Origin of the sequence: Alcaligenes sp. 1735tsa3 (assembly GCF_024134565.1) — a bacterium.
Classification (GTDB): Bacteria; Pseudomonadota; Gammaproteobacteria; order Burkholderiales; family Burkholderiaceae_B; genus Alcaligenes; species Alcaligenes phenolicus.
The window spans coordinates 727,635-752,649 of record NZ_CP099862.1 but is presented as its reverse complement, the minus strand read 5'-3'; the positions used below and the strand labels follow the sequence as shown (position 1 = coordinate 752,649).

Here is a 25,015-nt window from a genome sequence, read left to right as displayed (position 1 = left end):
TAATAGGTTTGCCTGTCAAGAAGAGTCCCATCAAGCAAAAAAACGGGATATGTGGCCTCAATTTACTTGCCGCGGCTTAACAAGGAAGTTAATGTATTGCGTTATCGTTACTTCAATATTCAACTTCTATGCCAGCCAGTACCCTGGGCCAGCGTGGTCCGACCGAGCATCATCGCCGCGAACAGATCATTGAGCAGGCCAATACGCATTTCCGGCTCTATGGGTATCGCAAGACCTCTGTTGCCAGCCTGGCCAAATCCATAGGCGTGTCCAGCGCTTATCTCTATCGTTTTTTCGACTCCAAGCAGGCTATCGGCCAGGCGATCTGCCACTCTGTGCTCAAAGGCATGCACGTGCAGCTGCAACAGATTGTGGAGGGCGACTTGCCCCCTATCGAACGTCTGCGCCACTTCATTGAAACCGCCTGCACACTAAGCCTGGAGCTGTTCTTGCAGGAAGGCCGCATGCAAGAAGTGGTCATTGAAGCGCTGCAAAACAATTGGGCAACAGTGGACCAGCACAGAGAAGATTTGCTGACCCAAATCACCGCCCTGGTGCGCGCGGGCCGTGAAAGCGGCGACTTTGAACGCCGCACGCCCTTGGACGAGGTGGTTCAAGGCATCCTGTTTGCCTTGACCGCCTGTCTACACCCTGTCTTGCTGGAAATACATCCGCCTGAAAAAACCCGCCAAGGTTTGCTGGTGGTAACGCAGCTTATCCTGCGCAGCCTGATGCCTTGAACATCACGCCCCAAGTTACAGTTCATCCAACTATTTACCTACCCGGAGTCCTGCATGGCTCTTTTTCGCTCTCTTAGTCCTGTCTTGAGTTTGTCCGCCGCCCTTGTACTGATGGGGTGCAGCCAGCAGACGCAGGAGGCCGACCCTCGCACTCAGGCTCCCTTGGTGATTCAAAGCGTGATTCAGCCCAAGGCCGATCAGCAGCGACGTTTTCTGGGACTGGTCAGCGCACGGGTGGAAAGCCCGCTGGCATTTCGGGTAGGCGGCAAGATTGATACACGCAAAGTTCAAAACGGCGAGCACGTTGAAAAAGGCCAGCTCTTGATGACGCTGGACCCCAAGGATCTGCAACTGGATTACCGCGCCCGTCTGGCTGCCGTGCAGGCCGCCCAGGCTCAGGCCGAACAAGCCCAGTCAGATTACAAACGCTTGTCCCTGCTGGTAGAGCAAGGCGGTGTTTCCCGTCAGGCGCATGAACAAAGCCAGAAAGCACTGCGTAGCGCACAGGCAAATCTGAAGTCCGCCCAAGCACAAGCTGAAATAGCCCGCAACGCCGACCAATACAGCTCCCTGAAAGCAGAAGCCAGCGGCATCATTACCGCCCAGATTGCGGATGTTGGCCAAGTTGTCAGCCCAGGGCAAGCCGTGCTGCGCCTGGCCCAGGACGGTCCACGTGATGTCATTGTCAGCCTGCCCGAGCAGTGGGATATTCCGCTGGGTACTCGCGCCACTATTGAGCTGACGGACTCCCAGGAAAGCCTGCCCGCCCAACTGCGCGAGTTGGCCCAATCCTCTGACCCTGCAACCCGCAGCTATCAGGCCCGCTTTTCCTTCGAGGGCGAGAATGTCACCGCAAGACTGGGTTCCAGCGCCATTGTGCATTTGACGCCCCCGGATGCAGACGCCTTGAATCAAGTACCACTGACTGCAATTTACGATGCGGGTAAAGGGCCCGGCGTGTGGGTAATTGATGATCAGAAAACTGTGCACTGGCAGCCCGTGACCATTGCCAAACTGGCCCAGGAACACGCTTACCTGTCCCAAGGCCCTGAAGCCGGCACCGCCATCGTGGCGTTGGGCGCTAACCTTTTACATGAAGGCCAGGAAGTTCGTCCTGAAACACGCGAGGTCAAGCAATGACAGGCCGCTTCAATCTCTCCGCTCTGGCGGTGCGTGAACGGGCCATCACGCTGTTTCTGATCATTGCTCTGGCAGCGTCCGGCATTTACTCCTTCGTGAAACTGGGTCGAGCCGAAGACCCGGCTTTTACCGTGAAAGTGCTGACCGTCACCGCCATGTGGCCCGGAGCCACCGCCCAGGAAATGCAGGATCTGGTGGCCGAGCCCATGGAAAAGCGCATGCAGGAACTGCGCTGGTTTGACAAGGTAGAGACGGTTACCCGTCCCGGCACCGCCTTGATGGTGGTGACCCTGAAAGACACCATGCCGCCGGCGGACGTTCAGAGCGAGTTCTATCAGCTCCGCAAGAAGCTGCAGGATCAGGCTCCGCGCTTGCCCAAAGGCGTGCAGGGGCCGTTTGTGAACGATGAGTACTCGGACGTGTCCTTCAGCCTGTTCGCGCTGCAAGCCCCTGGTTTGCCACCGCGCCTGCTGACTCGCGAGGCCGAGAAAGTACGCAGCCAGCTACTGCAAGTCCCCGGCGTCAAGAAGGTCAATATTCTGGGCGAGCAAAGCGAACGTATTTTTGTCGATCTGGACGAAGCCAAGCTGCACAACCTGCAGCTCAACCCTCAACAGATTCTGGAAGCCTTGTCCAAGCGCAGCGCCATGACAGCCAGTGGTGCCGTCAGCACCGATGGCCCGCGCATTCACATGCGCCTTAGCGCCGGACTGGAGGATGTAGAGGCCATCAGCAATACCTATATCTACGTGCAAGGCCACAATCTGCGTCTGGGCGACATTGCCACCATCAGCCGTGGATACGAAGACCCGCCCAGCTTCGAGATTCACCACAACGCACAATTTGCCATGTTGCTGGATGTGGTGATGCAGGAGGGCTACAACGGCCTGTATCTGGGCAAGGATCTGGAAAAGGCACGGGAAGATATTGCCGCTGCCCTGCCCCTGGGCTTCTCCCTGGATACCGTCACCAACCAGTCGGTGAACATTGCCTCCGCCGTAGGCGAGTTCATGTTCAAGTTCTTCGCGGCGCTGAGCGTGGTGCTGCTGGTGTGTCTGGTCAGCATGGGCTGGCGGGTCGGGATTGTAGTGGCTGCCGCTGTGCCCCTGACGCTGGCCATGGTGTTCGTCATCATGATGATGACAGGCAAGGTGTTTGATCGGGTAACGCTGGGCGCGCTGATTATCTCGCTGGGCCTGCTGGTGGACGACGCCATTATTGCGATCGAGATCATGATCGTGAAAATGGAAGAAGGCATGGACCGCCTGAAAGCCGCCGCCTATGCCTGGAACCATACGGCAGCCCCCATGCTGTCCGGCACCCTGGTGACGATTATCGGCTTCCTGCCGGTGGGTTTTGCCCGTTCCTCTGCCGGGGAGTACGCCGGCAATATCTTCTGGATTCTGGCCGCTGCCCTGCTGACGTCCTGGCTGGTTGCGGTGGCCTTCACTCCCTATATGGGCGTGAAATTGCTGCCCGCCATTCCAGCCCGTCCTGGCGGCCATCAGGCCATTTACGACACCCCCAATTACATGCGCCTGCGCCGCATGATTGCCTGGTCGGTACACCACAAGTTTCTGGTGGCCGGAATTGTGGTGGCGGCCTTCGTGCTGGCGGTTGTAGGCATGGGTTTCGTCAAACAGCAATTCTTCCCCACCTCCGACCGACCCGAGCTGCTGGTAGAAGTGCAGTTACCCGAGGGCAGCAGTATTCAGTCCACGCAAGCCGTTACTCGCAAGGTGGAGAACTGGTTGCGCGAGCAGCCCGAAACCAAGCTGGTCACCAGCTATGCCGGGCAAGGCGCACCGCGCTTTTTCCTGTCCTACAACCCTGAACTGCCTGATCCCTCCTTTGCTCGTCTGGTGGTGCTGACGGCTGATCACCACGACCGCGATGCGCTGCTGCAACGCTTTCGCCAAGTGGTGGCCGATGGCCTGACACCAGAAGCGCGCGTCCGTGCCACTCAGCTGGTGTTCGGGCCATCCACCAAATACCCGGTGGAGTTCCTGGTACGTGGCCCTGATCTGGACAAGCTACGTGATATTTCCGAGCAGGCCATGGCGGTGATGCGGGCCGACAAGGACATGCGTCAGGTGAACGTGGACTGGGGTTCGCGCGTACCCGTCCTGAAGCTGGACGTAGACCCACAACGTCTGCAAGCCTTGGGTTTGAATCGCCAGAGTCTGGCCGAACAAATCCAGTTGCAGCTGGATGGCACAACCGTTGCGGAATACCGCGAGGACCTGCGTAATGTGCTGGTTGTGGCGCGCAGCTCGGCCAGCAACCGCCATGACCCAACTCGCCTGTCCGGCCTGACCGTCATGAATGATCAGGGCCAGAACCTGCCCTTGGAGCAAGTCGGCAAGCTGGAAATCATGCAGGAAGAACCCAAGCTGGCCCGTCGCAACCGCCTGCCCACCATGACCGTGCGGGGAGATATTGCTCCGCACGTGCAACCGGCAGAAGTGGCCAACCGGGTGATGAAGGAGTTTGCCTCCTTGCAGGCTTCCCTGCCCCCTGGCTACCTGATCGAGATGAGCGGCATCACCGCCGAGGCCAAGAAGTCCAATGACGCGCTGCTGCCCGTCTTCCCGGTCATGATTGCCTTGATGCTGCTGGTTATCGTGATTCAGGTACGTTCGCTCTCGAACATGATCATGGTGTTCCTGACCGCCCCCTTGGGCCTGATTGGCAGCGTGCCCGCCTTGCTGATCTTCCAGCAACCCTTTGGCTTTACGGCGATTCTGGGGCTGATTGGTCTGGCGGGGATCCTGATGCGCAATACCTTGATTCTGATTGAGCAGATCAAGACCAACCGGGCTGAAGGTGCCTCACCCTACGATGCCGTGATTGAAGCCACTGTACAGCGTGCCCGCCCCGTCATTCTGACGGCGCTGGCGGCGGTACTGGCCTTCATTCCGCTGTCCTTCTCCGTGTTCTGGGGCTCCATGGCCCTGACGCTGATCGGCGGTACAGCCATTGGCACCGTCCTGACGCTCTTGTTCTTGCCCAGCTTGTATTCGATCTGGAATCGAATCCAGGATCCACGCGCCTCATAACTTGCTTGAAGGCTGAAACTGTGTAAATAATGGATGCATGGTTTGAACACAATCAAACCATGCATCCCACTGCCAGTCTTGTGGGTCCAGAGAACAGAACGACGCAAGATAGCTTATGTCTACACAGAAAGACCTGCCCGCCGCCCTGTCTCACGCTTTCGAGAAGGCGATCTACCGTGTACACAGCCCAAAGGGCGATATGGACGTGCGCATCGGCCAGCTCAACCGCCCTCTGAATCAATTACTGGAACAAGAAAACAGCCGTGGTGCGGCAATTTTGACCGCCTGCAATCCGGGCGCGCAAATTTGCAGCCGTGCCTTTAACGATGCGGTTCAGGAAAGCTTGCTGCGCGATTTGCAGAAACTGGATCTGCGCTGGTGGCCCGCTGTGAATCTGGACCCCAAGGGCAAATGGCCGGATGAACCCAGCCTGCTGGTGCTGGACATCAGCCTGCAACAGGCACGCTGGCAAGCACGCCTGTTCAAGCAATTGGCTTTTGTCTATATACCGCTCAATGGCAAGCCGCAGCTGCATCAAGTGCAGCAGCGCCTGCCGGTGTCTGATCAGGCCGCTTCAAACAGCCCCGTTCCCTTCTAAGCGCTGACGAAAGTCTTCAGCAATGGCGGCACCTTTCAGCCGCCCTTCCGGCAAGACCTGCGCCCAGGCGCGCCACTCGTGGCCGGTTGCTACCAGCACGCCGTCCATATTGAAGACTTGATATTCAAGCTTGAAACGCCGGTCCAGCCATTGAGCCACATGCACGCAAACGCGAATCTCGCGATCATAGGTGACAGGTGCGCGGAAGTTGGCACCGACATCCACCAATGGCGTTACCGCATCATATTCCTGGCGCAAGATACGCTGGCTCAAGCCTGCTTGCCGCAGCCACGCCTGATACGTGCAATCAAACCAATAAAAATAATTGGGATAGAAAACAATCCCGGCCTCATCGCAATCACCCCATTCCACGGTGATGCGGCGCTCGAACACGTGCATGTTTATCCTTTTGCAAAATCGCCTGCCAGTTTACCTCGGATAAAAAGGTGGAAACCACGGTAATCAGGCACTGAATCAGCCGCTGAAACATTTTGCAAACACTACCTTTGAAATAGTTTGTATCCCTCACAATAATTGAAATTAAGCGAAGTTAGCGACAATTTCGTCTAAGCATCACTGAAATAGGCCCCATAGCGAGAAAAGCCTCCGGAGCCTGCCGGCCCCAGGAGTCGTCTTTCACAGGCAGAAAACCTAGCATAGCTGCGTCACTGAATAAGGTAGCCTGCCATGTCTGTAAATACCCCCGCACCCTGGACGATTCGTCGCATCATGGAGCTTTACGAGCTGCCCTTTATGGACCTCGTGTTCCAGGCGCAGACCGTACATAGACAGCACCACCCGGCCAATCAAATCCAGCTCTCCAGTCTGCTCTCCATCAAGACAGGCGCCTGTCCCGAAGATTGCTCCTACTGCCCGCAATCCTCCAAATACCAGACCGAGCTGGAACCTGAACCCTTGATGCCCCTGGAACAGGTATTGGAAGCGGCCCGCGCCGCCCAGGCACAGGGTGCTCAGCGTTTTTGCATGGGTGCCGCCTGGCGCTCTCCTACCGAAAAACAGTTGGACCAGGTAGTTGAGATGGTTAGCGCCGTCAAAGCGATGGGGCTGGAAACCTGTGTCACCTTGGGCATGCTCAAAGACGGTCAGGCGCAGCGCCTGAAAGATGCCGGGCTGGACTACTACAACCACAATCTGGACACCTCCCCCGAGTTCTATGGCCAGATCATCAGCACACGCACGTACCAGGACCGCCTGGACACGCTGGAACGCGTACGTGCAGCCGGTTTGAACAGTTGCTGCGGCGGGATTATCGGCATGGGTGAAAGCCGTCGCGAGCGTGCTGGTCTGCTGGCTCAGCTGGCCAATATGCGCCCTTACCCCGAGTCCGTGCCTATCAACCAATTGGTGAAAGTACCGGGCACGCCGCTGGATCAGGTCGATGATCTGGACCCCTTCGAGTTTGTACGTACGATTGCCATTGCGCGTATCCTGATGCCCACCAGCGCCGTACGCCTGTCGGCGGGACGAGAAACCATGGATGACAGCACCCAGGCCCTGTGCTTTATGGCCGGTGCCAACTCCATTTTCTATGGCGAGCAATTGCTGACTACCGGCAACCCGCAGTTTGTGGCGGACCAGGATCTGTTTGCCCGCCTGCAACTGGAAGCGGCCAAAACCACACTGTCCGAACCCCCTTTGTCATTGGAACAAACCCGTCCACGCGCTATGGTCGAGGCCCTCTAACATGCTCACTCTGATCGCCAGCATTCTGTGCAGTGTTGCCGTTTCCATTCTGCTGAAAGTCGCTCGCCAGCGGCAGATCGATGTCGCCCAGGCCATCATGGTCAACTATGGCGTGGCGGTCACCTTGAGTCTGGTATTGCTGCAACCGCATCCCAGCAGTCTGCTGAATCCTGCTACCCCCTGGTGGATTCTGATTGCCTTGGGTGTGCTCTTGCCCAGCGTCTTTCTGTTCATGGCGGCGGCAGTGCGGCAAGCCGGGATTGTGTTGAGCGATGCTGCCCAGCGCCTGTCCCTGTTCATTCCCTTGTTGGCGGCCTTTCTCTTGTTTGGCGAGCATCTGGCTGGTCAGAAACTGCTGGGCATCGCCCTGGCCCTGATTGCCTTGCTGTGCCTGCTGATACGTCCGCGGCAGGCCAGTAGCCAGGAAGCAGGCTCCGGGCATCCTGCCCTGATGCTGCTGGCTGTGTGGCTGGGCTATGGCGTGATCGACATCATGTTCAAGCAGCTTTCCAAAGCCGGTGCAGCTTTCTCCAGCAGTCTGGTGGTGTCCTTCTCGCTAGCCGGTGTGCTGATGCTGTGCTGGCTGCTGGCCAAGCGCACCAGCTGGCACAAAGGCAGCCTTTTAGCCGGTCTGGTGCTGGGCCTGCTGAACTTCGGCAATATTTTCTTTTATATCCGCGCCCACCAGATCTTCCCGGAGAACCCCACTCTGGTGTTCTCGGCCATGAATATTGGTGTGATTGCCATGGGTGCCATCATCGGCGCGGGCTTCTTCAAGGAAAAGCTCAGCGCGCTCAATATGGTGGGGGTTGCCCTGGCCATTGGCGCTATCGTGGCCCTGATTCCGCGGTGAACAATATCGGGCGTGTCTCATACATGCCCGCGTAAACGCACTATACGATAATTCTTATATTTGACATTTAAAACTTCAGGGACCGCGGCTTTTCATCTCCTGTAGATTAGAAAAAAACGATTTTTACCGACGCCCACGTCGGAGACTACACAGGAGACATGATCATGACCGGATTTACCCGTCGCCAGTTACTGCTGGCCGCCGCTTCCGCTGGAGCCGGCGCACTGGCTGCCCCTTGGCTTGGCCGCAGTGTGCTGGCGGCCAACAAACCCGTCGTTGCCGCCCTGTTCTGCGGCCACATTGATGACAACGGCTTCATGCAAGCTGGTTATCAGGGCTTCAAGAAGGCCATGGACCAGTTGCCCATTACCGGCCACTACAAAGACCAGGTGGCTAACGAAACCCAGGCGCAAATTGCCGCCCTGCGCGAACTGGCGACACAATACAAACCGACCTTGCTGATCGCCCACGGCGGTCAGAACACCGATGCTGCCCTGGCCGTTGCCAAGGAGTTTCCGGATACCCGCTTTGTGATCACGCAAGGTGCCGTCACTGCCAGCAATCTGAGCAGCTATGACGTGCGTCAGGAAGAGTCAGCCTGGCTGGCCGGCGCCTATGCCGCCCTGATGACCAAGACCGGCGTGGTGGCCCACCAGTCCGGCATACGCGTGCCCCCTGGTTTGCGCGCCCGCGCTTCCTATGCCGCTGGCGTCAAGCACGCCAATCCGGAAGTGAAGCTGCTGACAAACTTCTCCGGCAACCAGGATGATATTGAGCTGGCCGCGCGGGTCACCCAGGCACAGGCCAAAGCTGGTGCAGACATCATCTACACCATGCTGAACAAAGGCCGTAGCGGCACAACGCAGGCCTGCCGTGAACTGGGCATCAAAGAAATTGGCAATGTAATTGACTGGGTCGCCCGCGAGCCCGACGTATTCGTCGGTTCCGCCTGGGCCGATGTAGGCATTGGCGTATTTGAAGCTTGCAAGGATCTGAGCGAAAACAAGTTCGAGTCCGGCAAGATCTTCAAGGTTGGCCTGCAGCAACCGGATGCGGTGCGCCTGATCATGGCCCCGGACACACCGGATGCCGTGCGCCAGCGTATTGCAGCGCTGCAGCAGGATATTCTGGCTGGCAAGATTGAGGTTGAGGCCGAATTCAAAGGACCTGAGTTCCAGATTTAAGATCCGGGCAGAAATAAAAAACCCAGGCTTGGCCTGGGTTTTTTTTATGAGTGAATCATGCTCGTAAACCGCTATGAGAACATGCTCGATTCTGGCGGCGACCTAAGGGGCTGGATCTGAGGATTTACGCGCTTTCTCTGCGTCTTGCTCAGCGCTCGAGCTTTCCACATCTGCCGCGCTCCCAAAAGCGTCCAAGCCTTCAGAATTCACAGAGCTTCCCGAGCTTCCCGAGCTTCCCGAGCTTCCACCAACAGGATCGGCCCGTTTGTTGTCCTCGGCTAGTGTCGACTCTGCAGCCTCATCCTCCGCCTTGCGCTCCGCAGCCGTGCTTTCCGTCGTCGCAGGCACCCGCTCTTCAACTGGCGGCAGATCCTCGAACACAGGGTCGTGCGACACGTCAGAGCTGATATCTACCCGTGGGTCCAGTGCCACCGCCGCAGCCGAGCTTTGCAAGCTGTCTGGCATAGGCACAAAGGTAGTAGGCGCATCCTGGCTCAAGTGATCGCCCAGTACCTTTTGCGGGCGGACCAGCAGAACCAAAGCCAAGCCACAGGCTGCCACGAAGATGTAGTACAGATTGCTGCCGATATAAGACATCAGGCCGCCGGCAAGCAGCGGCCCCAGACAGGCCCCCAGGCCATACACCATATACAAAATGGCGCTCAAGCCAACTCGCCGCTCCGGATCCACGTTGTCATTGGCGAAAGCCGCGCCCAAGGGGTACAGCGTAAATTGCAGAATCCCGAACAACGCCGAAAAAATCAGCAGAAACCAGAATGGGGCCTCAAACCAGCCCCACAAAGGAATGGCCAAGGCCAGCAAACAGATCGCGTTAATGCGGATCAGCTTGACGCGATTCATGCGGTCCGCCAGCCAACCCACGGGCCATTGGGCCAGCACACCGGCGGCCACAGACACGGCGACAAACAAGGCAGCCTGCTCATTGCTTAGATGAACGCGCACCGCATACACCGGCGCCAGACCATAAAAGGCCCCGGTCAACATACCGGCGACCAGCAGCACCATCATGGACAAGGGCACGCGGTCCACGTAATAGCGTGCGTTAATGGGCGCGGGCACTTGCAAGGGTGGGTGACTGCGACGGGTAATCGCCACCGGCACCAGACTGAAGGCCGAACAGATCGCCACAAAAACCAACGGCTCGTAATTCAGATGCGGGAACAGGGTCAAAGACAACTGCCCCAGCACGGTGCCCAGGCTGGAGAACACCATGTAAAAGGCAAAAATGGTGCCGCGTTGACTATTGTCGCTTTGCTCGTTCAGCCAGCTTTCAATCCCCATGAACTGCACCACCATGGCCGCGCCCGCCAAAAAGCGCAGCAGCAGCCAGACGTACATGGAATCAACCAGAATCTGAACCAGCACACAGATGGTGACAATGGCAGCACTGGCGGCGTACGCCCGAATATGACCCACGCCCATGATCAGGCGGTGACCCATGCGAGCACCAAATACCAGGCCCAGGTAATACACCGCAATCAGCCCGCCAATCCATACCTCTGACACCGAGATGGCCGTCAGGCGCACCCCCATGAAGGTATTGAACAGGCCCGAGCTGAGCAAGAGCATCAGGGTCGCAAAGTACAGGGACGAAAACGCACCCACCGATGACAGCATCCAGACATCCTAAAAAAACCGCGGCACCGGCCCCCAACTCTCGCCACCATCCAGTTTCCGGCCTGGGTTTTGCGACAGGAGCACGGTAAAAAAAAGCGCCAGCTTGCCGCCAGCGCCTTGTAATCCTTCTATCCCTCGCCACGCCGGACTGGCGGGGGATCAGATACTTACGACTTTACCTGTTTCAACAGGGTGTCTGCATCCGATGTGTGCAGGCCGCCGTCGTTATCAATGTTCAGTTGTTTGACAACGCCGTCTTCCAGCAAGGCAGAGAAACGCTTGGAGCGCACACCCAGGCCTTTGGACGTCAGGTCAAATTCCAGACCCAATGCTTTGGTCCAGACAGCACTGCCGTCGGCCAGCAAACGTACTTTGCCATTGACGTTCAGGGACTTGCCCCAAGCGCCCATTACGAAAGGATCGTTCACTGCCACGCACCAGATCTCGTCTACGCCGGCAGCCTTGAACTCGTCTGCCTTGGCAATAAAGCCAGGCAAGTGCTGCTCGGAGCAGGTGGGGGTGAAAGCGCCAGGAACGGCGAACACGGCAATTTTCTTGCCTTTAACCAGATCAGCCACCTGAAAGTTGTTGGGGCCCATAGGGCAGCTTTCTGTGGCGGTTTCAATGTACTCGCTAAGGGTCGCGTCTGGAACGCGCGCACCGACTGAAATGGACATAAGGTCTCCGTATGAATAAATACCGCCAGTATGGCGGCCCGAACAATCTATGATACTAATAGACTGGCCTGCCTAATAGGCAAATAATACTTATCAGTACGTTTCACTTGCCTACACGCCCCAGAGAAAACGCGCCTTCAACAGCAAAAAAAACGTTTCCGAGCAAACCCTTTGCCAAACAGCGAAACAACGGCCTCTTAGTCCACAAGCTGCAAAGCGCGCCACAAGATGGGGAAACACAGCACATACAGACATCCCCCCAGTAGCCAAACCCAACCGTTCCACTGCGTAGCGGTATAACTGTAGAGCTGCGTGAACCCCAGCGGGCCGATCAAGGCGCCCAGATTATTCAAACTACCCAACACGCCCTGCAAGGTCCCTTGTTGATCGTTGGCAACGCGCTTGGACATCATGGATTGCAGCGCAGGCATGCCCACACCACCTGCCGCCAGCAAAGCCAGCACAGGGAAGATCATCCAGCTATGCAAAGCAAAAGCCAGCAACACAAAACCTGCGGCGTCAGCCATCATGCCCAACATCAAGGTCTTGCGCTCACCCAGGCGCTGCGACAAGGGACCCACAGCAAAGGCCTGGAACAAGGCATGAGTGATGCCATAAGCGGTCAGGGACAAGCCCACCGTCATGGTGTCCCAAGCAAAGCGATCCTCTCCGAAAATCACCCACAAGGCGGCAGGCAATTGGCCGATCAGCTGGACAATAAAGAATACGACGCCCAAGCCCAGCAAGCCCGGCCCTAAATGCTTCAAGCCCAAAAAACCAAAGGAGCTGAGAGGCGGCGCCTGCTTCTTTTCCGCCGATCCACAAGCTACACGTGTTTCACGCAGAAAAAGGCAGGCCAGAACAAAGGCACTGGCATTAAGCAGCGCCGCTCCCACAAAGGGCGCATGAGTCGACAAGCCCGCCAAGGTCCCGCCCAAGGCAGGCCCGGCAATCATGCCCAGGCCGTAGCATGCCCCGATATAAGCAAACCAGCGTGCCCGCTCTTGCTCCGGGGAAGCATCGGCAATGGTGGAAGCCACCACCGCAGCTGTCGCCCCCGTGATCCCAGAGACAAGTCGCCCTATATACAACACCCATAAAACGGGTGCCAAAGCCATGATGGTGTAATCCAGCGCTGCTCCAGCTAATGAGGCCAACAGCACAGGCCGCCGCCCATACCTGTCGGACAAGCGCCCCAGTAAAGGCGCAAACACAATTTGCATCAGCGCATACAAAGACAACAAGACGCCGTAATGACGTGCCACCTGCTCTACTGGAAGCATTTCTCGCAACAAGGAAGGCAGCACCGGCATGATCAAACCTATCCCTACCGCATCCAGACAAAGGATCAACAGAGCAATCAAGCAAGAGCGATTGTTCAACAGACTGTGGTGGGCACTGGAATCAGGCATCTAATTTATCACCGATAAGTTAGCCTTGTTTTTAACTTATCAGTGATAAATTAGCAAGTACAGCACCACTGCCCTGCAGAACAAGGCGCAGCCCTGCCGTTTGCAGCCTTACCTTAATGCGCTGTCGATTATCATTGATAAATTACGAGCACGGAGATCCAGCCCACATGAAGAAGATCAGCAAAGAAACCGTCATCGAGACAGCCCTGGAGCTGCTCAATGAAGTGGGCATGGACGGATTGAGCACACGCAAGCTGGCTGAACGGCTTCAGGTGCAGCAACCCGCCCTGTACTGGCACTTTCGGGATAAGCGCGCTCTCTTTGATGCCCTGGCCCATGCCATGCTAGTCAATAAACATAGCCACGCCCTCCCGGAAGATAACGAGGACTGGCGTATCTTCCTGAGGAAAAATGCTCAGGGTTTCCGGGCGGCGTTGTTGTCTTACCGGGATGGTGCCCGCATCCACGCAGGGACTCGGCCCACTGAATTGCAATTGGACATTGCACAGGCCCAGATCGGCTTTTTGTGCAAGGCAGGCTTTGAGGCGAAAAATGCCGTTTGGGCGCTATGGACGATCAGCCATTATGTGGTGGGGTCGGTACTGGAACAGCAAGCAGCGCAATCCGAGCAGCAAAACACGGATGCTCCCAGCACTTCAGCAACGCAAGCGGACACTCCCCCAGACCTGCTGTCCCTGTTTCAGGAAGTTGAACAGGAAGGCATGGATGCCGCGTTCGATTTCGGCTTGAACAGCTTGATCGCTGGTCTTGAGCCTTTTTGTAAACAAGGTACAGAACGCTGAACCGTTAACCCACTGCACCCAGTCAGTGCAGCGATAAACTTTTCGAGATCCCAAGCGATCGCTCACAAAAAAGGCCGGGCTTTTTGCCCGGCCTTCAAGGTGATTCACGTCTTGCGCAGCTTGCATCAAGCCGTACTGCCACATCATGGGCTCACCTTGCCCTGCTCGCGGATAGCGATCAGGACTACTACAGCCATCCCATCATGCGGGGCAGCCAAAGCGTAATTTCAGGTACGAAGGTAATCATCAACAGGAAGGCCAAACCAGTCAGCAACCAAGGCAATGTGGACTTGGTAACTTCGGTCAGGCCCAACTTCGATATGCTGGACGCCACATACAGGTTCAAACCCACTGGTGGTGTCGCCAGCCCAATCTCCATGTTCACCACCAGCATGATGCCAAAGTGAACCGGGTCCATGCCCAGCTTCATGGCGACAGGGAACAGGATGGGAGCCATGATCAGAATCAGTCCCGAGGGCTCCATCACCATACCGATCACCAGCAACAGGACGTTCACGAACAGCAGGAAGGCGATCAGGCCCATGCCTTGCGACACGATCCATTCCGCAATGGCCTGTGGAATCTGCTCGGACGTCAGAATGAAGGCGAACATGACCGCGTTGGTGATGATGTACAGCAGCATGGCACTCATGGCTGCCGATTCCAGCACAATGCGTTTGACCTCGCGCAGCTTCACATCCTTGTAGACCCAGACCGCAATCACAAAGGCGTAAACCGCACTGATGGCTGCTGCTTCGGTAGGCGTGAACACACCGGAGTAAATCCCGCCCATCACGATAACGATCAGCATCAGGCCCCAGATGGAGTCCATGAAGGCACGCCAGCGTTCCTTGTAGGATGCGCGGGGCATACGGGGGTAACCCAGTTTCCAGGCGCGGAACATGGTCGTAGCACCCAGGAAAAACGCCAGAATCAAACCCGGAACCACACCGGCAATAAACAGCTGACCAATAGAAGCCGTACCGACTTTGACCCCATCCGGGCCTTCAACCATCATGCCGCTGGTTGCCACGGCGTACATCACCATCACAATCGAGGGTGGCAACAAGATGCCCAAACCGCCGGAAGTCGCCACAATGCCAGTCCCGAATTGCACGGGGTAGCCTTGTTTGACCATGGCCGGAATCATGATGGAACCAATGGCCGCCACCGTGGCAGGCGAGGAACCACTGATAGACGCAAACAGGGCGCAAGCCAGCACCGCAGCCAGACCCATGCCGCCAGGCAAGTGGCCGACCATGGAAGCGGCAAAGCGAATCATGCGTTGTGCGACCCCGCCATGCGTGAGGAAGCTACCGGCCAGGATGAAGAACGGAATCGCCATGATCTCGAACTTCTCGATCCCGGTGAACAGCTTGAGCGCAATACTGTCCATCGGAACTTCGGTCATGGTGAACAGGAAACCCATCACCGTCAGACCCAGGGCAATCGATACCGGCATGCCTGTCAGCAACAGGATAGCCAGCAAGGCAAAAATAATCAGGGCGGTCATGCGCGCGCTCCTTCGGATTCAGACACACCGCGCTCTGTTTCAGCGATCAGATCCGCCGCAGGCTCGTGATGAGGCAAATGGCCCGTCTGGATAAAGTTCATCAAGGCTTGCAGGAAGCGGAAGCACATCAGCAGGGAGCCCGCGGGCACCGCCAGATACACAATCCATACCGGCACTTCCAGGTCAGCCGACACCTGAGCAGTCTGGGCAATGCCATACACAAAGCGGCCACCAATCCAGGCAACAATGGCTGTGAACAAGGCACCGGCGAACAGGGAAATCACCACCAGCAGATGACGCCAGCGTGGGCCCACAGCGTTTACCAGCACGTCCACACCCACGTGGATACCAACACGAACGCCGTAAGCGGCGCCGAACTTGGCCATCCAGACAAACAGGTAAATGCACAGCTCCTGTGCCCAGAGCAAGTTGACGCCGGCCACGCTTCGGTAGGTAGAACGGGCCATGGCGGTAATGGACTCATAACCCTGAGCCCGCGACCAGGACACCAGATCAGCCAGCAGGCTGACCGAGTAGCGCTGGCAGACCGCTACAAAAATAATCACTACGGCCGCCACCATCAGAAATGAGATGAACATTTCCTCAAAGCGGTCCAGAAATCGTAAAAACATGGGTAGCTCCAGACTACAGTCTGCCCGCCCGGGGGCCGGGCAGACACAAGCATGTAGCGGGAAGAAAAGAAGAACAGGTCTGAATCAGACCTGTACAAGACAATCAGATGAAGCAGGCTTTATTCGGTAGCCTTGTAGAAGGCGTCGATCACGTCCTGGCCGATACGCGAAGCCATTTCCTTGTGCACGGGACGCAGCTGCTTGACCCATTCCTGACGCTCGGCATCGCTCAGTTGGTAGAACTGGGTCTTGCCGGACTCTTCCATGGCCTTCATGGAATCGTTGTTCTCTTGCTCAGCAATGTCGTTGGCGTAAACCGTGGCTTCTTCCATGGCTTTTTCCATGCCTTGGCGAATATCGTCAGGCAGACCTTCCCAGAACTTCTTGTTCACGATCACGGCATAACCCAGGTAACCGTGGTTGGACACGGTGGCGTGCTTTTGCACTTCGTGCATTTTCTGGGTGTACATGTTCGATGGCGGGTTCTCGGTGCCGTCGACCACACCCGTTTGCAGAGCCTGGTACACCTCGGAGAAAGCCATCACCTGAGGCACAGCGTCCAGTGCCTTGAACTGGGCTTCCAGAACCTTGGAGGACTGGATGCGCATCTTCAGACCCAGGAAATCATCCACGCTTTTCAGGGGCGTGTTGGCGCTCATGACCTTGAAGCCGTTATCCCAGTAGGACAGACCCTTGATGCCCTTGGGCTCCAGCTTGTCCAGCAACATGCGGCCTACAGGACCTTCGGTCACCTTACGCAGGTCCTCACGGTTCTGAAAAATGAAAGGCAGGTCGAACACTTCAAATTCGCGTACGCCCAGAGGGCCAAACTTGGCCAGCGACGGAGCCAGCATGTGCACGGCGCCCAGTTGCAGGGCTTCCAGTTCTTCCTTGTCCTTGTACAGTTGCGAGTTCGGGTAGACCTCGACAACCACCTTGCCCTCAGTGTACTTTTCGGCCAGTTCCTTAAAGCGCACGGCGCCCTTGCCCTTGGGTGTATCTGGCGATACAACGTGGCTGAACTTGATGATCATGGGGTTAGCCAGAACAGGCGCGGACAAGAATACGGACGCCAGCAAGCTGGCCACAAGGGTCTTTTTCATGTTTGCCTCCGGTCGGTTAAGAGCCGACACGTTTTATTGATTGATGTGCTTGAAAGCGTGTAGCTTAAAAAAGCGGTCCCGAATTATCTATTGTGGAAATCCGAAACCATTTGTCATGATGCGTCTTGCCCGTCCGTCCGGATTCATACGCCAAGCGGCCTCGCGCACTCTGGCGGCCTACCCGATCAGCACCTATGTGCCTATTTTGGCCATCCTGATTATTGTGCTGCTGATGGGCGTGTTTGCCTGGGCGGTCAATAAGGAACGGGATGAGGAGCAGTCCAACGAGCTGATACGCAATGCCTTGTGGGTGGAGCAATCCCTGTCCTTTCAGCTGCGCTCGCACGAGAACAATTTAAGCCGCATTGCCAGCGAAATTGAAGTCCAGTCCCAGCCCGTCACGACCCAGACCGCGCTGACGCAATTACAGCACTTCAAGACCATCCACCCGGATCTGCTGAAAGTGGCCGTGCAGGATCGCTTTGGCACCACCTTGCTGGTGCGCCCGCCCGGTGCTGATACGCGGATTGCAGCCCACGTCAGCACGCCGCGCACGTCCACCTGGCTACCGGCCTACTACTCCAATGAACACCAGGAAAGCGTGCTGGACCTGGTGGTTCCGATCTACGAAGACAACGATATTGTCGGCACCTTGCGCGCCACCTTTTCCCTGGCCACCATCCTGATGGAAAACGTGCCCTGGTGGATTGCCGAGCAATATCACGTCTCCCTGATCGACCAAAGCGACCAGACACTGGCCACACGCTCCAAAGGCGAGCCGGGCGAAAGCCAGTTGCGCTACGCCATGTCGGTAGACCCGCCCTTGCATGGTGTGCGTTTACTGATGACGCCTTACCCGCAAAAGAACATCCCCACCTTCACCTTGCTACTGACCGTGATTGCGGGCCTGGCCCTGCTGGCTGTGGTGAACCTGGCCATGCAACATCACTACGCTCGCAAACGCCGTGATGCCGAGCTGGCCCTGATGCAGGAGCAAGCCTTTCGCAGCGCAATCGAAAACTCCATGGTGACTGGCATGCGCGCCCGCGATCTGGACGGCAAGGTGCTGTATGTGAACCCGGCGTTTTGCGAACTGGTGGGCCGCAGCAGCGAAGAAATTATTGGTCTGGCCCCACCCATGCCCTGGTGGGTGCCGGAGATGATGGATGAAACACTGGAGCGTCGAGATCGACTGAAATCCTCCCGCTCGGTGCAAGTTTTTGACACCCTGTTCCAGCGCCCGGACGGCTCACGTGTTGATGTGCAGGTCTTTGAATCCCCGCTGATTGACGCGCAAAAACGGCACGTGGGCTGGATCAGTTCCATCATCGATATCAGCTCGCGCAAGCAGGCCGAAGCCCTGGCCAGTTCCCAATCCGAACAGCTCCACCACACGGCCAAGCTCATTACCATGGGTGAAATGGCCTCCACACTGGCCCACGAGCTGAACCAGCCGCTCTCGGCCATTGCCAGCTATGCGGCTGGTTCCCTGAACCTGCTGGGAAATGAACCGCTGGACCCGAAACAACTGCGTCGCGGTCTGGAAAGCCTGGCGGAACAAACCCGCCGCGCAGGGCAAATCATCCACCGCATTCACGACTTTGTGCGCAAGCGCGATCCACAGCTTAGCCCTCTGAATTTGCCCGATGCCTTGCAAGGCGCCTTGGCCATGGCCAAGGCAGGTCTGCGCCATCACCAGATTCAATTGATTGTGCCCTCCCACCCCGAAAACCTGCCCGTAATGGGCGACAAGGTACTGCTGGAACAACTGATTTTCAACCTGCTGCGCAATGCCGCCGAAGCCATGTCGGGCCTGGAGCCAGAACGCCGGGTACTGGAAGTGACCATGCAGGCCAGCAATGGTGTCGTGCTTGTGATGGTGGCCGACCAGGGCCCCGGCGTGGCAGCAACGATCATGGCAGAAGTGTTCCAGGCCTTTACCACCACCAAAGCCCAAGGTCTGGGTATTGGCTTGAATATTTGCCGCTCCATCGTGGAGTTGCACCATGGCAAACTCTGGTTTGAAAACGGGGTTCCCCACGGTGCCACTTTCCTGTTTTCCCTACCCTTGATCGAACATGACTAAGCGCGCTCCTTTGGTCCACATCGTGGACGACGACCCGGCCATCCGCGATGCCCTGGCCTGGCTGTTCTCCACCCGTCAGGTCAACACCGAACTCTGGGACAGCGGCGAGGCTTTTCTAAATGACCTGAGCCCCGAAACGCAGGGCTGCATCCTGCTCGACATACGTATGGATGGACTGTCCGGCCTGGAAGTGTTCGAGCAATTGCGCGAGCGCCAATCCCGTCTGCCCGTTATTTTCCTGACCGGCCACGGCGACCTCCCTCTGGCCGTGACCGCGCTGAAACAAGGCGCGGCGGATTTCATCGAAAAGCCCTTTAACGATAACGATCTGGTGGACCGGGTACTGGACGTGCTGCGCAGCTACGAAGCCAGTCAGGAAGAACGGGACAACGAGCAGGCACTGGAGGAGCGGCTGGACACCCTGTCGCAGCGCGAGCGCGAAGTGCTGGCCCTGGCCCTGGAGGGACGGCTGAACAAGCAGATTGCCCAGGACCTGAGCATCACCATGCGCACTGTGGAAGTGCACCGCGCTCGGGCACTGGAAAAAATGCAGGCTCGCACCCTGATCGAACTGGCCCGACTGCTGGACCCGGCCCGCTTGCGGGAAGACCGCAACCCGCCGGGGCCTTAGCCAGAGCCACCGCGCCGGGTGTATATAATGCAACCATAAACAATTAGAACCGCGCACTAGGCCCGGTCCCGGAGCGATCATGAGCACCACTACCGAAAACACAGATTTGCACCTTTCCCATCTGGATGAAGATGGAAAAGTTCAGATGGTCGATGTCAGCCACAAATCCGCCACCTCCCGCTCGGCCACGGCCCGCGCCGTGGTGCGTTTGAGTCCCGCTGCTTACCAGTTGCTGTCGGCTCAGCACAATGCCAAGGGCGAAGTGCTGAACACCGCACGCGTGGCCGGTGTGCTGGCCGCCAAGCGCTGTGCCGAACTGATTCCCATGTGCCACAGCCTGCCCCTGGATTTTGTCGGCATTGATTTTGAAAGCGACGCCGCAGCAGGCACCATTGCCGTGCTGGCCACCTGCCGCACCCGCTACACCACCGGCGTAGAGATGGAAGCCATGACGGCCTGCTCCATTGCCGCCCTGACCATTTACGATATGTGCAAAGCGGCCGACAAAGGCATTGTGATCGAACAGACCCGTTTGCTGGAGAAAACCGGCGGCAAAAGCGGGACCTGGACTGCCCAGCTCTAAGCCCTTTCACGGAGATAGCATGACAAGCCCTTTGACATTGCGCGTCCTGTACTTCGCCCAAGTGGCCGAACGCACAGGCCAGCGCCAGGAAAACTGGGAATGGCCCCAGGAAGGCACTGTCCAGCAATGGACCGAGGCCCTGCTGCAACGCCACCCGAATTTAAGCGATATGGCCGGCCGCCTGCATGTGGCCGTCAACCAGTTTCACGCCAAGCCTACCGACCCTGTCCGCCCCGGCGATGAAGTGGCCGTGTTCGAGCCCGTCACCGGAGGTTGAGATGATTCGTATCCAGACTGAAGATTTTGATGTTGCCGCCCTGAATGCCGAGCTGCGCGCCACGGCTGGCGGCAAGGCCGGTGCCATGGTGACATTTACCGGTTATGTGCGCGATCAGGCCGATGGCACCGCCACCGAATCCCTGTTCCTGGAACACTACCCCGGCATGTGCGAGCGCGAAATTGAAGCGGTTTGCGATCAGGCCCGTCAACGCTGGCCCATACTGGATACGCTGGTCGTGCACCGCGTGGGCGAACTGCACCTGACCGAACAAATCGTTTATGTCGGCGTCACCAGCGCCCACCGTGGCGACGCTTTTCGCGCCTGCGAATTCATCATGGACGTGCTGAAAACCCGCGCCCCTTTCTGGAAGCGCGAAACCCTGGCTGACGGCAAGCGTTTCTGGGTACAGCAGCGCGACAGCGACGCCCAGAAAACGGACTCCTGGAATACCTCTGCGGACACCGACAAGCATGTCTAAAGCCAAGACCGATTTACCCGCTGTTCGCCTGAACGCTGCTGTGCTGACCATTTCGGACCGCCGTGGCCCGGATGATGACACCTCCGGCGATTATCTGGCGGCCAGCCTGACTGACAGCGGCCATTACTGCGTGCAGCGCGCCATCAGCAGGGACAATATCTACGCCATCCGCGCCCTGCTCAGCCAATGGATTCTGGACCCGGAAATCAATGTCATTATTTGCAATGGCGGTACGGGTTTCAGTCATAAAAAATCCACGATTGCAGCGGTTACGCCTTTGCTGGATCAGGTCATTACCGGCTTTGGCGAGCAGTTCCGCTACTTGTCCTATCAGGATATTGGTTCCTCTGCCCTGCAATCCGATGCTCTGGCGGGAACAGCCAACCGAACCTTGCTGTTCTGCATTCCCGGCTCGGGCGGTGCGTGCAAGCTGGCTTGGGAAAAAATCTTGAAAGAGCAGTTGGACAGCCACCATCGCCCTTGCAATTTTGCCTCTGAATATCTGGAGCCAGCCAAGCCCTGATACCTGCAACGGTATGACAGCGACAGCTCCCGAACGACCTCCTTTCCACCGTGCTCTGACGCACCGAGCCACGAATTGTTTTATCGAATTTATCCATCCTATGATCGAATTTGACGTAGCACAGCAAAGGCTGGCCCAGGCAGGGCAAGTTCCCACCCAAACCGAAACCTGCGATCTGTCGCAAGCCTTGGGACGCATTCTGGCCCAGGATATTCAAGCCCAGCTGGACATGCCGCCCGCCGACAATAGCGCCATGGATGGCTATGCCCTGCGCCTGGCGGATATTGCCGACGGCAAGGTCCTGCCCATTCAGCAGCGCTGCTATGCCGGCGACATTCCTGAAACACTGAAAGAGAACATGGCGATTCGCATCTTTACCGGCAGCATGCTGCCACCCGGTGCGGACACGGTGGTGATTCAGGAAAACTGCCAGGAGGACGAACAAGGTGTGCGCATTCTGGAAATGCCCGTGGCTGGCGTGAACATCCGCCGCCGGGGCGAGGACATGCGCGTTGGTGAAGTGCTGATCACAACAGGCACCAAACTGACCGCAGCCCATATTGCTCAGCTGGCCGCGCAAGGCCATGCTCAGCTACAGGTGTACCCGCTGCTGACCGTCGGCATTCTGACCACAGGCGACGAGCTGACTCCTGCTGGCCAGCCTTTGAAAGCCGGCCAGATCTACAACTCCAACGCCCCCATGCTGCGTGCGCAACTGCAGGCGCTGGGTGTTGAAACTGTGCATGCAGTGCATGCCAAAGACACGCTGGAAGCCATTCAGGACGCTCTGAAAGAGCTGCTGCAACGCTGCGACCTGGTACTGACCGTAGGCGGTGTCTCGGTCGGGGAAAAAGACTTTGTGAAGCCTGCCATCGAAGGCATAGGCGGCCAGCTGGATCTATGGAAAGTGCGCATGAAGCCGGGAAAACCGCTGGCGCTAGCCTACATTGCCGACAAGCCTCTGGTCTGCCTGCCCGGCAATCCGGTATCTTCTTACGCCGTGTTTTCCTTGATGGTTTCGCCGCTGATTCGTCGTCTGCAAGGTCGGCAGCACGTGCTGCCGACCACACGTTACGGCGTGCTGCAAGGTGAACGCCACTTTGAAGGTGACCGCGAAGAATTCATCCGAGTACAAGTAGACAACGACGAGCAAGGCCGCCTGTTGGTGCGCCCCTTCGACAATCAGGGTTCGGGCGTCATCAGCTCCTTACCTTGGGCACAAGCGCTGGCACGTATCCCTGCTGACTCTCATATCGCCCCCGGCGATGTGGTGCGTCTGTACGAATACAGCCAGTGGCAGGCATAAGCTCGGACGCTTATTCACGCTTTGGACTAGCCATACAAAAACCGCCCTGATCAGGGCGGTTTTTTTTGTGTTGTTTGTTTTGGTTTGGAGCTATTTAAAGTTACTTCACGAAAAGACAGCCGACTGCTCAGGAGGGCCGCATAACGGAACGCTCATGCACGAACAACCAACCCCGCCTCTGCTTTCCTCTGCTCATCAATACTTGCGCAGCAAAGCCACTGCAACAGACTTACCAGCTTTGCGCCTGATCCAGATCCTGCGGCGTGTTGATATTGAAAAAAGCATGTTCAGGCGCATCGCGGAAATCCACTTCCACCGCACCTATGCTCTCCAGCCAGCTCATGACACGGCGCTCGCCGCTAAGCAGATAGTCTTTCAGGCCCGCAGCCTGATCGGTGCGCAGTAACAGGCATAAAGGGTGGCTACGCTCTGCCTGCGCGTAGGCAGCCACAGCGCCCTGCTCCTCAACGGCCTTGATCAAACGCTTGCCCAGATCCACTGGCACAAAAGGCAAATCCACCGGGCAGGACAAGGCCCACGGCGTACTGATCTGATCCAGCACACTGGCCAAACCGGCCAGCGGACCCAGATAGCCCTCCAGCTCCAAGGCATCAGGGACCACACGCCCCCAATGGACATACTGCTCGGGATTGCGATTGGCACTGATCAGGATAGTCCCCACCTGCGGACGCAGGCGACGTACCAGATGCTGCACCAAAGGCTGACCCTGCAAGAGCAGCAAGCCTTTATCGATCTGGCCCGACAAATCAAAACGGCGGGCTCGTCCGCCCGCCAGCACAATACCGCTGATGTCCTGTGTGCTTATCATCCGCCGATATAACTCATTTCGATACGGTCACGACTCGTGGTTTGCTCACCCCGAATCTCGGAATATCGGTCCTGCCGTCCCGTCCAGACGCCGTGCATATAGGCGGCTAACTGTTCGTCGGACGCACCCGAGCGCAATTGCGCCCGCACATCATAACCCTGGGAAGCAAACAGGCACAGAAACAGGCGTCCTTCGGGCGAAAGACGCATGCGCGAACAGTCTCCACAGAAGGGTTGAGTGACGCTGGTGATCACGCCAACTTCGCCCGTCCCATCCTTGAAGCGCCAGCGGCTGGCGACTTCGCCACGGTATTGGGCGGCCACTGGCTCCAACTCGAAACGGGACTGGATACGTTCCACAATCTCCGCACCGCTGAGCACTTCTTGCAGATTCCAGCCATTGCTGGTGCCCACGTCCATATATTCAATAAAACGCAGAATCTGGCCCGAGCCTTTGAAGTGCTCCACCATGGGCAAGATCTGATCATCGTTCAACCCTTTGCGCACCACCATATTGACCTTTACCGGGCTCAAACCCACGGCCTGTGCCTTGGCAATGCCATCCAGTACGGTGGAGACCGACACGCCGCTATCACTCAATTGAGTAAAACGGGCATCGTCCAAGGCGTCCAAGCTGACGGTGACACGATTCAGCCCCGCGTCTTTCAAGGCCTGAGCCTTGCGACCCAGCAAGGTGCCATTGGTGGTCAAAGTCAGCTCCACCGCATCCCCTTCCGGTGTACGCAGCTTGGCCAACATGGCAATCAGCACTTCAATATTTCGACGCAATAGCGGTTCGCCACCCGTCAGGCGCAGCTTGCGCACGCCCAGAGCAACGGCCTGCCGTGCTACGCGCTCAATCTCTTCAAAACTGAGCAGGGAAGAATGAGGCAGGAACTCGTAGTCCGTGCCAAAGACTTCCCGCGGCATACAGTAGGTACAGCGGAAATTGCACTTGTCAGTCAGGGAAATGCGCAGGTCACGAAATGGGCGGTGACGCTTGTCCAAAGGTTGCCCTGACACAGCGGCAATCCGCACGGTCGGGCGGCGTGCAGGCTCTGCAGCACCCGCTTGCGCCCCCTGCTCGACGCCGGACGGCATAACTCCCGCTCCAGCAGGCTGCGGGTCACTCGGCTCCAAGGGCCGGGCCTCGGAACCTGGGGGAGCTGCTTCTTGATATGGCCTGTACTGAACCTGGTCTACGGACACCGGTTCACGTTTTGGCCCATGCTCATCGCTCATGG

Annotated in this window: 24 protein-coding genes; 15 read left to right on the top strand and 9 right to left on the bottom strand. The window is 57.5% G+C overall.

What is annotated here, in order from left to right; all coding sequences use genetic code 11:
• Window positions 1-128 precede the first annotated feature (128 nt).
• From NIZ92_RS03460 to NIZ92_RS03445, 4 genes are all read left to right on the top strand, one after another.
• The gene (locus tag NIZ92_RS03460) at window positions 129-740 is read left to right on the top strand and encodes a TetR/AcrR family transcriptional regulator (protein WP_035271186.1); all 612 of its coding nucleotides are present in this window, start codon (window positions 129-131) and stop codon (window positions 738-740) included.
• A 54-nt stretch (window positions 741-794) separates the two neighbouring features.
• Window positions 795-1,880, top strand: a complete 1,086-nt coding sequence (locus NIZ92_RS03455) for an efflux RND transporter periplasmic adaptor subunit (RefSeq protein WP_009463858.1) — start codon at window positions 795-797, stop codon at window positions 1,878-1,880.
• A complete protein-coding gene (locus tag NIZ92_RS03450) occupies window positions 1,877-4,939 on the top strand; it encodes an efflux RND transporter permease subunit (protein WP_254002708.1) in 3,063 nt (1,020 codons plus the stop codon). Before NIZ92_RS03455 ends, NIZ92_RS03450 begins: the two co-directional genes overlap by 4 nt.
• A gap of 115 nt (window positions 4,940-5,054) precedes the next feature.
• Complete coding sequence (locus NIZ92_RS03445; RefSeq protein WP_035271189.1) at window positions 5,055-5,537, top strand: DUF3293 domain-containing protein; 483 nt, start codon at window positions 5,055-5,057, stop codon at window positions 5,535-5,537.
• Here NIZ92_RS03445 and NIZ92_RS03440 read toward each other — a convergent pair.
• Window positions 5,514-5,936 carry a thioesterase family protein gene (locus NIZ92_RS03440; RefSeq protein ID WP_060186313.1) on the bottom strand — a complete coding sequence of 141 codons (423 nt, stop codon included), beginning with the start codon at window positions 5,934-5,936 and terminating at the stop codon, window positions 5,514-5,516. The two genes, NIZ92_RS03445 and NIZ92_RS03440, sit on opposite strands and share 24 nt — an antisense overlap.
• A 288-nt stretch (window positions 5,937-6,224) precedes the next feature.
• On the opposite strand from NIZ92_RS03440, the gene bioB reads away from it, so the two are divergent.
• The 3 genes from bioB to NIZ92_RS03425 all read left to right on the top strand — a co-directional run bounded on the left by bioB (window position 6,225) and on the right by NIZ92_RS03425 (window position 9,278).
• On the top strand, window positions 6,225-7,241 hold the full coding sequence (gene bioB / locus NIZ92_RS03435; RefSeq protein ID WP_083054143.1) for a biotin synthase BioB: 1,017 nt from the start codon (window positions 6,225-6,227) through the stop codon (window positions 7,239-7,241).
• 1 nt (window position 7,242) lies between these two features.
• A complete protein-coding gene (locus NIZ92_RS03430) occupies window positions 7,243-8,094 on the top strand; it encodes a hypothetical protein (RefSeq protein ID WP_060186311.1) in 852 nt (283 codons plus the stop codon).
• Between the two features lie 164 nt (window positions 8,095-8,258).
• Window positions 8,259-9,278 (top strand): BMP family protein, encoded by a 1,020-nt coding sequence (locus NIZ92_RS03425; protein ID WP_083054419.1) that lies wholly within the window; start codon window positions 8,259-8,261, stop codon window positions 9,276-9,278.
• A 102-nt stretch (window positions 9,279-9,380) separates the two neighbouring features.
• Here NIZ92_RS03425 and NIZ92_RS03420 read toward each other — a convergent pair whose 3' ends face one another.
• The 3 genes from NIZ92_RS03420 to tet all read right to left on the bottom strand — a co-directional run bounded on the left by NIZ92_RS03420 (window position 9,381) and on the right by tet (window position 12,978).
• Entirely contained in the window at window positions 9,381-10,916 is a 1,536-nt protein-coding gene (locus NIZ92_RS03420) for an MFS transporter (RefSeq protein WP_254002707.1), read from the bottom strand.
• A 167-nt stretch (window positions 10,917-11,083) separates the two neighbouring features.
• Window positions 11,084-11,593, bottom strand: coding sequence for a peroxiredoxin (locus NIZ92_RS03415; protein ID WP_009463866.1), 510 nt, complete (start codon window positions 11,591-11,593; stop codon window positions 11,084-11,086).
• Between the two features lie 197 nt (window positions 11,594-11,790).
• A complete protein-coding gene (tet, locus tag NIZ92_RS03410; RefSeq protein WP_254003199.1) occupies window positions 11,791-12,978 on the bottom strand; it encodes a Tet(A)/Tet(B)/Tet(C) family tetracycline efflux MFS transporter in 1,188 nt (395 codons plus the stop codon).
• Between the two features lie 194 nt (window positions 12,979-13,172).
• On the opposite strand from tet, the gene tetR reads away from it, so the two are divergent.
• The gene (gene tetR, locus NIZ92_RS03405; RefSeq protein ID WP_035271194.1) at window positions 13,173-13,808 is read left to right on the top strand and encodes a tetracycline resistance transcriptional repressor TetR; all 636 of its coding nucleotides are present in this window, start codon (window positions 13,173-13,175) and stop codon (window positions 13,806-13,808) included.
• Between the two features lie 187 nt (window positions 13,809-13,995).
• On the opposite strand, the gene NIZ92_RS03400 is transcribed toward tetR, so the two are convergent.
• From NIZ92_RS03400 to NIZ92_RS03390, 3 genes are all read right to left on the bottom strand, one after another.
• A complete protein-coding gene (locus NIZ92_RS03400) occupies window positions 13,996-15,321 on the bottom strand; it encodes a TRAP transporter large permease (RefSeq protein ID WP_035271195.1) in 1,326 nt (441 codons plus the stop codon).
• Complete coding sequence (locus NIZ92_RS03395) at window positions 15,318-15,953, bottom strand: TRAP transporter small permease (protein ID WP_035271196.1); 636 nt, start codon at window positions 15,951-15,953, stop codon at window positions 15,318-15,320. The genes NIZ92_RS03400 and NIZ92_RS03395 overlap by 4 nt, the downstream gene beginning before the upstream one ends.
• Window positions 15,954-16,072: 119 nt before the next feature.
• Window positions 16,073-17,056: a TRAP transporter substrate-binding protein gene (locus NIZ92_RS03390; protein ID WP_026485094.1), complete on the bottom strand. Its 984-nt coding sequence runs from the start codon at window positions 17,054-17,056 to the stop codon at window positions 16,073-16,075.
• 115 nt (window positions 17,057-17,171) lie between these two features.
• Between NIZ92_RS03390 and NIZ92_RS03385 the strand changes: the two genes are divergently transcribed.
• The 7 genes from NIZ92_RS03385 (at window position 17,172) to glp (ending at window position 22,943) form a co-directional block, all read left to right on the top strand.
• A complete protein-coding gene (locus NIZ92_RS03385) occupies window positions 17,172-19,142 on the top strand; it encodes a PAS domain S-box protein (RefSeq protein WP_170978552.1) in 1,971 nt (656 codons plus the stop codon).
• Window positions 19,135-19,773 carry a response regulator transcription factor gene (locus NIZ92_RS03380; protein WP_254002706.1) on the top strand — a complete coding sequence of 213 codons (639 nt, stop codon included), beginning with the start codon at window positions 19,135-19,137 and terminating at the stop codon, window positions 19,771-19,773. Before NIZ92_RS03385 ends, NIZ92_RS03380 begins: the two co-directional genes overlap by 8 nt.
• 79 nt (window positions 19,774-19,852) lie before the next feature.
• Window positions 19,853-20,356: a cyclic pyranopterin monophosphate synthase MoaC gene (gene moaC, locus NIZ92_RS03375; RefSeq protein WP_009463872.1), complete on the top strand. Its 504-nt coding sequence runs from the start codon at window positions 19,853-19,855 to the stop codon at window positions 20,354-20,356.
• Between the two features lie 19 nt (window positions 20,357-20,375).
• Window positions 20,376-20,633: a molybdopterin converting factor subunit 1 gene (moaD, locus tag NIZ92_RS03370; protein ID WP_009463873.1), complete on the top strand. Its 258-nt coding sequence runs from the start codon at window positions 20,376-20,378 to the stop codon at window positions 20,631-20,633.
• Between the two features lies 1 nt (window position 20,634).
• A complete protein-coding gene (locus NIZ92_RS03365) occupies window positions 20,635-21,114 on the top strand; it encodes a molybdenum cofactor biosynthesis protein MoaE (protein WP_042483149.1) in 480 nt (159 codons plus the stop codon).
• Window positions 21,107-21,637, top strand: a complete 531-nt coding sequence (locus NIZ92_RS03360; protein WP_060186308.1) for a molybdenum cofactor synthesis domain-containing protein — start codon at window positions 21,107-21,109, stop codon at window positions 21,635-21,637. The genes NIZ92_RS03365 and NIZ92_RS03360 overlap by 8 nt, the downstream gene beginning before the upstream one ends.
• A 100-nt stretch (window positions 21,638-21,737) precedes the next feature.
• Entirely contained in the window at window positions 21,738-22,943 is a 1,206-nt protein-coding gene (glp, locus tag NIZ92_RS03355) for a gephyrin-like molybdotransferase Glp (RefSeq protein WP_254002705.1), read from the top strand.
• Window positions 22,944-23,172: 229 nt separating this feature from the next.
• Here the strand turns inward: glp and mobA are convergent, their stop codons facing one another.
• A complete protein-coding gene (mobA, locus tag NIZ92_RS03350) occupies window positions 23,173-23,772 on the bottom strand; it encodes a molybdenum cofactor guanylyltransferase MobA (protein WP_115634241.1) in 600 nt (199 codons plus the stop codon).
• Window positions 23,769-25,013, bottom strand: coding sequence for a GTP 3',8-cyclase MoaA (gene moaA, locus NIZ92_RS03345; RefSeq protein ID WP_254002704.1), 1,245 nt, complete (start codon window positions 25,011-25,013; stop codon window positions 23,769-23,771). The genes mobA and moaA overlap by 4 nt, the downstream gene beginning before the upstream one ends.
• Window positions 25,014-25,015: the final 2 nt, after the last annotated feature.

What these genes read in the sequence shown, in the direction of transcription:
- NIZ92_RS03460 (WP_035271186.1), top strand. Translation starts at nt 129, where the DNA reads ATGCCAGCCAGTACCCTGGGCCAGCGTGGTCCGACCGAGCATCATCGC.
- NIZ92_RS03455 (WP_009463858.1), top strand. Translation starts at nt 795, where the DNA reads ATGGCTCTTTTTCGCTCTCTTAGTCCTGTCTTGAGTTTGTCCGCCGCC.
- NIZ92_RS03450 (WP_254002708.1), top strand. Translation starts at nt 1,877, where the DNA reads ATGACAGGCCGCTTCAATCTCTCCGCTCTGGCGGTGCGTGAACGGGCC.
- NIZ92_RS03445 (WP_035271189.1), top strand. Translation starts at nt 5,055, where the DNA reads ATGTCTACACAGAAAGACCTGCCCGCCGCCCTGTCTCACGCTTTCGAG.
- NIZ92_RS03440 (WP_060186313.1), bottom strand. Translation starts at nt 5,936, where the DNA reads ATGCACGTGTTCGAGCGCCGCATCACCGTGGAATGGGGTGATTGCGAT.
- bioB (WP_083054143.1), top strand. Translation starts at nt 6,225, where the DNA reads ATGTCTGTAAATACCCCCGCACCCTGGACGATTCGTCGCATCATGGAG.
- NIZ92_RS03430 (WP_060186311.1), top strand. Translation starts at nt 7,243, where the DNA reads ATGCTCACTCTGATCGCCAGCATTCTGTGCAGTGTTGCCGTTTCCATT.
- NIZ92_RS03425 (WP_083054419.1), top strand. Translation starts at nt 8,259, where the DNA reads ATGACCGGATTTACCCGTCGCCAGTTACTGCTGGCCGCCGCTTCCGCT.
- NIZ92_RS03420 (WP_254002707.1), bottom strand. Translation starts at nt 10,916, where the DNA reads ATGCTGTCATCGGTGGGTGCGTTTTCGTCCCTGTACTTTGCGACCCTG.
- NIZ92_RS03415 (WP_009463866.1), bottom strand. Translation starts at nt 11,593, where the DNA reads ATGTCCATTTCAGTCGGTGCGCGCGTTCCAGACGCGACCCTTAGCGAG.
- tetR (WP_035271194.1), top strand. Translation starts at nt 13,173, where the DNA reads ATGAAGAAGATCAGCAAAGAAACCGTCATCGAGACAGCCCTGGAGCTG.
- NIZ92_RS03400 (WP_035271195.1), bottom strand. Translation starts at nt 15,321, where the DNA reads ATGACCGCCCTGATTATTTTTGCCTTGCTGGCTATCCTGTTGCTGACA.
- NIZ92_RS03395 (WP_035271196.1), bottom strand. Translation starts at nt 15,953, where the DNA reads ATGTTTTTACGATTTCTGGACCGCTTTGAGGAAATGTTCATCTCATTT.
- NIZ92_RS03390 (WP_026485094.1), bottom strand. Translation starts at nt 17,056, where the DNA reads ATGAAAAAGACCCTTGTGGCCAGCTTGCTGGCGTCCGTATTCTTGTCC.
- NIZ92_RS03385 (WP_170978552.1), top strand. Translation starts at nt 17,172, where the DNA reads ATGATGCGTCTTGCCCGTCCGTCCGGATTCATACGCCAAGCGGCCTCG.
- NIZ92_RS03380 (WP_254002706.1), top strand. Translation starts at nt 19,135, where the DNA reads ATGACTAAGCGCGCTCCTTTGGTCCACATCGTGGACGACGACCCGGCC.
- moaC (WP_009463872.1), top strand. Translation starts at nt 19,853, where the DNA reads ATGAGCACCACTACCGAAAACACAGATTTGCACCTTTCCCATCTGGAT.
- moaD (WP_009463873.1), top strand. Translation starts at nt 20,376, where the DNA reads ATGACAAGCCCTTTGACATTGCGCGTCCTGTACTTCGCCCAAGTGGCC.
- NIZ92_RS03365 (WP_042483149.1), top strand. Translation starts at nt 20,635, where the DNA reads ATGATTCGTATCCAGACTGAAGATTTTGATGTTGCCGCCCTGAATGCC.
- NIZ92_RS03360 (WP_060186308.1), top strand. Translation starts at nt 21,107, where the DNA reads ATGTCTAAAGCCAAGACCGATTTACCCGCTGTTCGCCTGAACGCTGCT.
- glp (WP_254002705.1), top strand. Translation starts at nt 21,738, where the DNA reads ATGATCGAATTTGACGTAGCACAGCAAAGGCTGGCCCAGGCAGGGCAA.
- mobA (WP_115634241.1), bottom strand. Translation starts at nt 23,772, where the DNA reads ATGATAAGCACACAGGACATCAGCGGTATTGTGCTGGCGGGCGGACGA.
- moaA (WP_254002704.1), bottom strand. Translation starts at nt 25,013, where the DNA reads ATGAGCGATGAGCATGGGCCAAAACGTGAACCGGTGTCCGTAGACCAG.